The organism is Acidiphilium sp., from assembly GCF_049977125.1.
Lineage (GTDB): Bacteria > Pseudomonadota > Alphaproteobacteria > Acetobacterales > Acetobacteraceae > Acidiphilium.
In genome coordinates, this window is record NZ_JBMFGY010000007.1 from 1 (window position 1) to 7,295 (window position 7,295).

7 protein-coding genes are annotated in these 7,295 nt (G+C 66.5%); 4 read left to right on the forward strand and 3 right to left on the reverse strand.

From position 1 onward, the window contains the following. The coding region (locus ACP5E6_RS02285; protein ID WP_427951122.1) for a thiamine pyrophosphate-binding protein at positions 1 to 558 on the reverse strand (558 nt) is incomplete at its 3' end. A gap of 56 nt (positions 559 to 614) precedes the next feature. Beyond that, entirely contained in the window at positions 615 to 1,592 is a 978-nt protein-coding gene (miaA, locus tag ACP5E6_RS02290) for a tRNA (adenosine(37)-N6)-dimethylallyltransferase MiaA (protein WP_427951125.1), read from the reverse strand. On the opposite strand from miaA, the gene serB reads away from it, so the two are divergent. The 3 genes from serB (at position 1,591) to acs (ending at position 5,120) form a co-directional block, all read left to right on the forward strand. Next, complete coding sequence (serB, locus tag ACP5E6_RS02295) at positions 1,591 to 2,463, forward strand: phosphoserine phosphatase SerB (RefSeq protein ID WP_427951128.1); 873 nt, start codon at positions 1,591 to 1,593, stop codon at positions 2,461 to 2,463. The genes miaA and serB overlap by 2 nt on opposite strands. Before the next feature lie 82 nt (positions 2,464 to 2,545). Beyond that, positions 2,546 to 3,070: a hypothetical protein gene (locus ACP5E6_RS02300; protein ID WP_427951131.1), complete on the forward strand. Its 525-nt coding sequence runs from the start codon at positions 2,546 to 2,548 to the stop codon at positions 3,068 to 3,070. A gap of 115 nt (positions 3,071 to 3,185) precedes the next feature. After that, the gene (acs, locus tag ACP5E6_RS02305; protein ID WP_427951134.1) at positions 3,186 to 5,120 is read left to right on the forward strand and encodes an acetate--CoA ligase; all 1,935 of its coding nucleotides are present in this window, start codon (positions 3,186 to 3,188) and stop codon (positions 5,118 to 5,120) included. A gap of 55 nt (positions 5,121 to 5,175) precedes the next feature. On the opposite strand, the gene ACP5E6_RS02310 is transcribed toward acs, so the two are convergent. After that, entirely contained in the window at positions 5,176 to 6,846 is a 1,671-nt protein-coding gene (locus ACP5E6_RS02310) for a formate--tetrahydrofolate ligase (RefSeq protein WP_427951136.1), read from the reverse strand. Positions 6,847 to 6,939: 93 nt separating this feature from the next. Here ACP5E6_RS02310 and ACP5E6_RS02315 point away from each other — a divergent pair. After that, positions 6,940 to 7,295 (forward strand): hypothetical protein (locus ACP5E6_RS02315; protein WP_427951138.1); only part of this gene is annotated, 356 nt, incomplete at its 3' end.

A 7,295-nucleotide genomic window follows, 5' to 3' on the forward strand; every position in this document is an offset into this window, starting at 1 on the left:
GCGGTGTGGTCCGGTCGCGGGTTCGTCATAGGGGGCGGGGTTGATCAGGATGTCTTTCGGGAGGTCGATCAGGACCGGGCCGGGGCGGCCGGTGCGGGCGACGTAGAAGGCTTCGTGGACGATGCGGGCGAGGTCTTCGGAGCGCTTGACGAGATAGTTGTGCTTGGTGGCCTGACGGGTGATGCCGGTGGTGTCGGCTTCCTGGAACGCGTCGTTGCCGATGAGGTGGGTGGGGACCTGGCCGGTGAGGCAGACGACGGGGATGCTGTCCATCAAGGCATCGACGAGGCCGGTGACGGCGTTGGTGGCACCGGGGCCGGAGGTGACGAGGACGACGCCGGTTTTGCCGGTGGAGCGGGCGTAGCCTTCGGCGGCGTGGACGGCGGCCTGTTCGTGGCGGACGAGGATGTGGCGGATGTCGTTTTGTTGGAACAGGGCATCGTAGATCGGCAGGACGGCACCGCCGGGATAGCCGAAGATGACCTCGACGCCCTGGGCGCGGAGGGCACGGAGGAGGATTTCGGCACCGGAGAGGGCGGTGGTGGTCACGGCGTTCATTGAGTGTGTGTCCTGTGTGGTCAGGGGAGCAGAGGTAGCCTGTGGTGCCCTATGGGTCAACCCGGGTTGTTAATAAACGAGATCATATTTTGGTTGAGACTTTCCGAAAATTGCGCTGCATGGCTGAATCGCGCATGGATCATCTGCGTTGTGGAATCATCGGTCAGTTTCTGGTGGCGAAACCAGGTGGCCTGACGCTTGGTGTAGGCGATGGTGGCGGCGATGGCGGCGGCGGTGGCGGCTTCGAGGGAGAGGGCGCCGGCGAGATGGGCGCGGAGTTCGGGGACGCCGTGGGCGCGCAGGCCGGGCAGGGTGGGGTCGGGGTTGGCCGCGTCGATCCGGCGGATTTCATCGAGGGCGCCGGCGGTGAGCATGGCGTGGAAGCGGGTTTCGATGGCGGTGCGGAGATCCTCGCGCGGCGGGTCGAGCAGGATGAGGTGGGCGCGGTGGGTGGTGAGGGTTTCGCGCGGTTGGGCGTGGAAATGGGCGAGGCCGTGGCCGGTGGCGAGGAGGATTTCGGCGGCGCGGGCGAGGCGCTGGGGGTCGGTGGGGCGGAGTTTGGCGGCGGTGAGCGGGTCGTGTTCGGTGAGCCAGGCGTGGAGCCAGGGCGCGCCGTGGGTGGCGAGGAGGGCGCGGGCTTGCGCGCGGGCTTCGGGGGGGATTGGCGGGATGGCGGCGATGCCGTTGATCAGGGCGGAGAGATAGAGGCCGGTGCCGCCGCAGAGGATGGGGAGGGGGGATTGGTTGAGTTCGGTGAGGGCTGCGGTGCGCCACCAGGCGGCGTCGACCGGTTCGGCGAGGGCGCGGATGCCGTAGAGGCGGTGGGGGGCGGCGGCTTCGTCGGCTGGTGAGGGGCGGGCGGTGATGATCCGCCAGTCGGCGTAGCATTGCATCGCGTCGGCGTTGATGATGGTGCCGCCGAAGCGGCGGGCGAGTTCGAGCGCGAGGGCGGATTTGCCCGAGGCGGTGGGGCCGGCGACGATGAGCAGCGGCCTTGCGGGCGAGGCGGGTATTGCTTTAGGCGATCGGGTCATGAAATTCGTTTTGGTGCTGGTCGCTCCGCGCGGCAAGGTTTCGCTGACTGAGGCCATGGTCGAGCGGGTGCGGCGCTCGGTCGCCGGGGGTGAGGTGGCGTGGCTGTCGCCCGGTGAGGCGGCGGAGGTGCCCTGCATGATGGTGCCGGAGCGCGCGGTGATCGACGCAGCGCTCGACGGGGCGGCGGTGGATGCGCTGTGCGTCAAATCGCGCGGGCGGCGCAAGGCGGTGCTGGTGGCGGATATGGATAGTACCATCGTGACCGGCGAGACGCTCGATGAGCTGGCGGCGGAGGCGGCGGTGGGCGCGCAGGTGGCGGCGATCACGCGGCGGTCGATGGCGGGCGAGATCGATTTCGCGATGGCGCTGCGCGAGCGGGTGGCGTTGCTGCGCGGGCTCGAGATCGGGGCGCTGGAGCGGACCTGGCGGCGGACCGAATTGATGCCGGGGGCGCGGGAACTGGTGGCGACGATGCGGGCGCATGGCGCGGTGACGGCGCTGGTTTCGGGCGGGTTCACGTTTTTCACCGCCCGGGTGGCGGCGGAACTGGGATTCGACACGCACCGGGCGAATGTTCTGCTCGATGATGGATCATGCCTGACCGGGATGGTGGCGGAGCCGGTGCTGGATCGCGACGCGAAACGCGTGGTGCTGCACGAGGTGGCTGGTATGCGCGGGGTGAAGCTGGGTGCAACGATGGCGGTGGGCGACGGTGCCAACGACATTGCGATGATCGGTGATGCGGGCATGGGGATTGCGTATCATGCCAAGCCGGTCGTGCGGGCGCAGACGACGCTTCATATCGATCATGCGGATCTGCGGGCGCTGCTGTTCGTGCAAGGGTATCCGGCTTCGGTGTTTCGCTCGTAGCGTGGCATGCGCGGCGGGAGAGGACGGAAAATTGCGTCGGGATGGTTTTTTGGCTTGTTTATGACGCGGTTTGATGGCTTCGATGGCGGAGCATGCAGGTCAGAAATCGTTCACCGAGGCTGGGTTCGTGATGTCCGACGCGCTGGGGGCGGAGTCAGAGCGGTTGATGATCGCGGCGGGGCTGGCGGTGGTTGCCATTTTGGTGCTGCTGTGGCCGCATCGGGGAGGACGGCGGCCCTGGGTGGAGGTGGCGCGGCATCCGGCGCTGTGGGTGCTGCTCTCGATCGTGGTCAGTTTCGGGGCTACCGCGTTGCTGGACGGGCGGGGGATCGTGGTTCTCGGCGCGTTGCCGATCATGGGGGCGTTCTGGGCGCGGCCTGATGCGGGGCGCCTCGGGCCGAAGCCGCCGCCGCGGGCGGCGCCGCCGCCACGGGTGATGTCGCGGGCGGAGGCGCTCGACGTGTTCGGACTGCCACCGAGCACGACGCGCGAGGAGGTGCTGGAGGCGTATCGGCACATGTTGTGGTTCGCCAACCCCGAGCATGGCGGCTCGCAATGGTTGATCGACAAGCTCAATGAAGCGCGCGATGTGCTGCTGAAGCGATAGAATCCGCCGTTGCGGTTGGCGGGATTGAAATAATTTGTCCTTTGGTGCCGGGTGCTCTTTCGGTCCGGTGCGGATTTTGGCATAGATTAATGAACCGTCACGGAGGAAAACAACAATGTCCCATCCCGAAATCGTCAAGGTTTTGCCGGCCATCGCTGCCCATGCGCTGGTGAACCGCGCCCAGTATGACGCCATGGTCAAGCGCGCGGGTGACGACCCGGATGGGTTCTGGGCGGATGAGTGCAAGCGGATTTCGTGGATCACGCCGCCTTCGAAGATCAAGAACACCCGTTTTTCGGGCGATTGCACAATCAAATGGTTCGAGGATGGGGTGTTGAACGCCTCGGCGAACTGCCTCGATCGGCATTTGGCGACGCGGGGGGATCAGGTCGCGATCATCTGGGAGGGCGATGACCCGAACGACAGCCGGCACGTGACCTATCGCGAATTGCACGCCGAGGTGTGCCGGATGGCCAATGTGCTGCTGGCGCTGGGGGCGAAGAAGGGCGATCGGGTCACGATTTACCTGCCGATGATCGTGGAGGCGGCGGTGGCGCTGCTGGCCTGCGCGCGGATCGGGGCGATTCATTCCGTGGTGTTTGGTGGATTTTCGCCGGATAGCCTGGCGAACCGGATCCAGGATTGCGATTCGACCATTTTGATCACCGCCGATGAGGGACGGCGCGGCGGGCGGAAAGTGCCGCTCAAGGCGAATGTCGACGCGGCGCTGAAATCCTGCCCGATGCTGAAATCGGTGGTGGTGGTGAAGGCGACCGGCGGCGCGGTCGCGATGATGGCGGGACGCGATGTGTGGTATCACGAGGCGGCGGCTTCGGTGCCGGCCGAGTGCCCGCCGGAGCCGATGAAGGCGGAGGACCCGCTGTTCATTTTGTATACGTCGGGGTCGACCGGCAAACCCAAGGGCGTGCTGCACACCACTGGCGGCTATATGGTGTGGGCGAGTTTCACCCATCAATACGTGTTCGATTATCACGAGGGCGAGGTGTACTGGTGCACCGCCGATGTCGGCTGGGTGACCGGGCATACGTATATTGTGTACGGGCCGCTGGCGAACGGGGCGACCACGCTGATGTTCGAGGGAATCCCGAACTACCCGGATACCTCGCGGTTCTGGCAGGTGGTGGACAAGCACAAGGTCAATATTTTCTACACCGCGCCCACCGCGATCCGCGCGCTGATGCGCGACGGCGAGGCGCCGGTGAAGCGGACGTCGCGGGCATCGCTGCGGATTTTGGGGTCGGTCGGTGAGCCGATCAATCCGGAGGCATGGTATTGGTACAGCCATGTGATCGGCGATGATCGTTGCCCGGTGGTGGATACCTGGTGGCAGACCGAGACCGGGGGGATTTTGATCACCGGACTGCCCGGCGCGGTCGATCAGAAACCCGGATCGGCGACGCTGCCGCTGCCGGGGGTGAAGCCGGTGATCGTCGATGGCGACGGGCACGAGCTGCACGGGGCGACCGAGGGCAATCTGTGTCTCGCCGATAGCTGGCCGGGGCAGATGCGCACGGTGTATGGTGACCATGAGCGGTTCATCCAGACCTATTTCTCGACATTTCCGGGGTATTATTTCTCGGGTGACGGCGCGCGACGGGATGCGGATGGGTATTACTGGATCACCGGGCGGGTCGATGATGTGATCAACGTGTCGGGTCATCGGATGGGGACCGCCGAGGTCGAATCGGCGCTGGTCGCGCATCCGAAAGTCGCCGAGGCCGCCGTGGTCGGGTTTCCGCACGACATCAAGGGTCAGGGCATCTATGCCTATGTGACGTTGATCAGCGGTGAGGAACCGACCGAGGAACTGCGCCGTGAATTGATCATCTGGGTGCGCAAGGAGATCGGGCCGATCGCGGCGCCCGATGAAATCCAGTGGGCGCCGGGCCTGCCCAAGACGCGCTCGGGCAAGATCATGCGGCGCATTCTGCGCAAGATCGCGGCGAACGAGACCGAGAGTCTGGGGGATACCTCGACCCTGGCCGATCCTGGTGTGGTTGACGACCTCGTCGCCAATCGCGCTGCCTGATCCTGCGGCAGGTCGGGGCGCCGGTACCGCCGCGGCGGCGCTGGCGCTCCGATGATCAGAAGAGGCCGAAGATCTCGCCGTTCTGATTGACGCCGATGGTATCGGCGGCGGGGACGCGCGGCAGGCCGGGCATGGTCATGATGTCGCCGGCGAGGGCGACGACGAAGCCGGCGCCGGCGGAGAGGCGGATCTCGCGGATCGGCAGGGTGAAGCCGGTGGGTGCGCCGCGTTTTGTGGGGTCGGCGGTGAAGCTGTACTGGGTTTTCGCCATGCAGACCGGCAACGTACCGTAGCCGCGCGCTTCGAGCCTTGCGATTTGTTTCGCGGCTTTCGGCGCGAGGTCGATATCGTCGCCGCCGTAGATTTTGCGCACCAGGGTGCGGAGTTTGTCGGCGAGCGGCATGGCATCCGGGTAGAGCGGGGCGAAATGCGCGGCCTTGGACTCGGTGGCGGCGATCACGGCTTTGGCCAGATCGGCGGCGCCGGCGGAGCCATCGGCCCAATGGGTGCAGAACACCGCGGTGATGCCATCGGCCTCAAGTGCGGTGCGCAGGGCGGCGCGTTCAGCTTCGGTATCGCCGAGGAAGCCGTTGATCGCGACGATGACCGGCAGGCCGAACGCGCGCATGGCGGCGACATGGCGGCGCAGGTTCGCGGCCCCTTCGGCGACGGCGGGCGGGTTTGGCGTGCCGAGGTCGGGCTTGGCGATGCCGGCGTGCATTTTCAGGGCGCGCATGGTGGCGACCACGACGGCGCAGGAGGGGGCGAGACCGGCCTGGCGGCATTTGATGTCGAGGAATTTTTCGCCGCCGAGGTCGGCGCCGAAACCGGCTTCGGTGACCACGAAATCGGCCAGTTTCAGGGCGGTGGTGGTGGCCATGACCGAGTTGCAGCCGTGCGCGATGTTGGCGAACGGGCCGCCATGGACCAGGGCGGGCGTGCCTTCGAGGGTTTGGACGATATTGGGTTGCAGCGCGTCGCGCAGCAGGGCGGTCATGGCGCCGACCGCGTTGATGTCGGCCGGGGTGATCGGGCTGCCGTCCCGCCGTTCGGCGATCACCATGCGGGCGAGGCGGGCCTGCAGATCGGCCAGATCTTTCGCGAGGCAGAACACCGCCATGACTTCGGAGGCGACGGTGATGTCGAATCTCTGTTCGCGGGCGGCCCCGTTCGCACCATGGCCGAGGCCGAGCACGGTTTCGCGGAGCGAGCGGTCGTTCATGTCGATCGCGCGCTGCACCGCGATTTTGCGCGGGTCGATGCCGAGCGCGTTGCCCCAGTAGAGGTGATTGTCGAGCAGGGCGGCGAGCAGATTGTTCGCGCTGGTGATGGCGTGGAAATCGCCGGTGAAATGCAGGTTGATTTCATCCATCGGGGCGACTTGCGCGTGGCCGCCGCCGGTGGCCCCGCCTTTCTGGCCGAAACACGGGCCGAGGCTGGGTTCGCGCAGCGCGATCATGGTGCGCTTGCCGGCGGCGCGCAACGCATCGCCCAGTCCGATCGTGGTGGTGGTCTTGCCTTCGCCGGCCGGGGTCGGGCTGATGCCGACCACCAGGACCAGAGCGCCGGTCGGGCGGGGCTGGAGCGCTTCGATGAAGCCGAACTCCAGTTTACCCTTATAGCGGCCGTAAGGGATCAGGGCATCGGCCGGAATGCCGGCGGTGGCGGCAATGTCGCCGATGGGGCGTAGTGTCGCGGCGCGCGCAATGTCGAGATCCGATGCCATGGAGCCTCCCCTGTGTTCACGGAGCGATATGGCCGGGCCGGGGGGCTTTGCGCAAGGCTTGCCTGCACCGCCCGCAAACCGGTAGATAGCGCCATGACCCTGCCCCTTACCCTGCCCGAGTGGATGCCCGAATGGCTCGGCCTGATCCTGCTGCTGGTCGGGCTGGTCTATGGGCTTGCCATGCTGGCGATGCCGTTTTCGGTGTTTGGCGTGAAATCGCGGCTCGAGGCGATCGAGGAGCAACTCGATCAGGTGCAGGAGGAATTGCGGGTTCTGACAATGCGCCTGCCCGAACCGCTGCGGGGGGTGGCGATCGATGAAACGCCCTACGATCCATTGCCGCGGTCGGCGGCGGCCCATTACGAGCTGCGCCGCCCCGCCCCTGAACCAACCCGCGAGCCGGTTCGTGAACCGATCCGCGAACCTGTCCGTGAACCTGTCCGTGAACC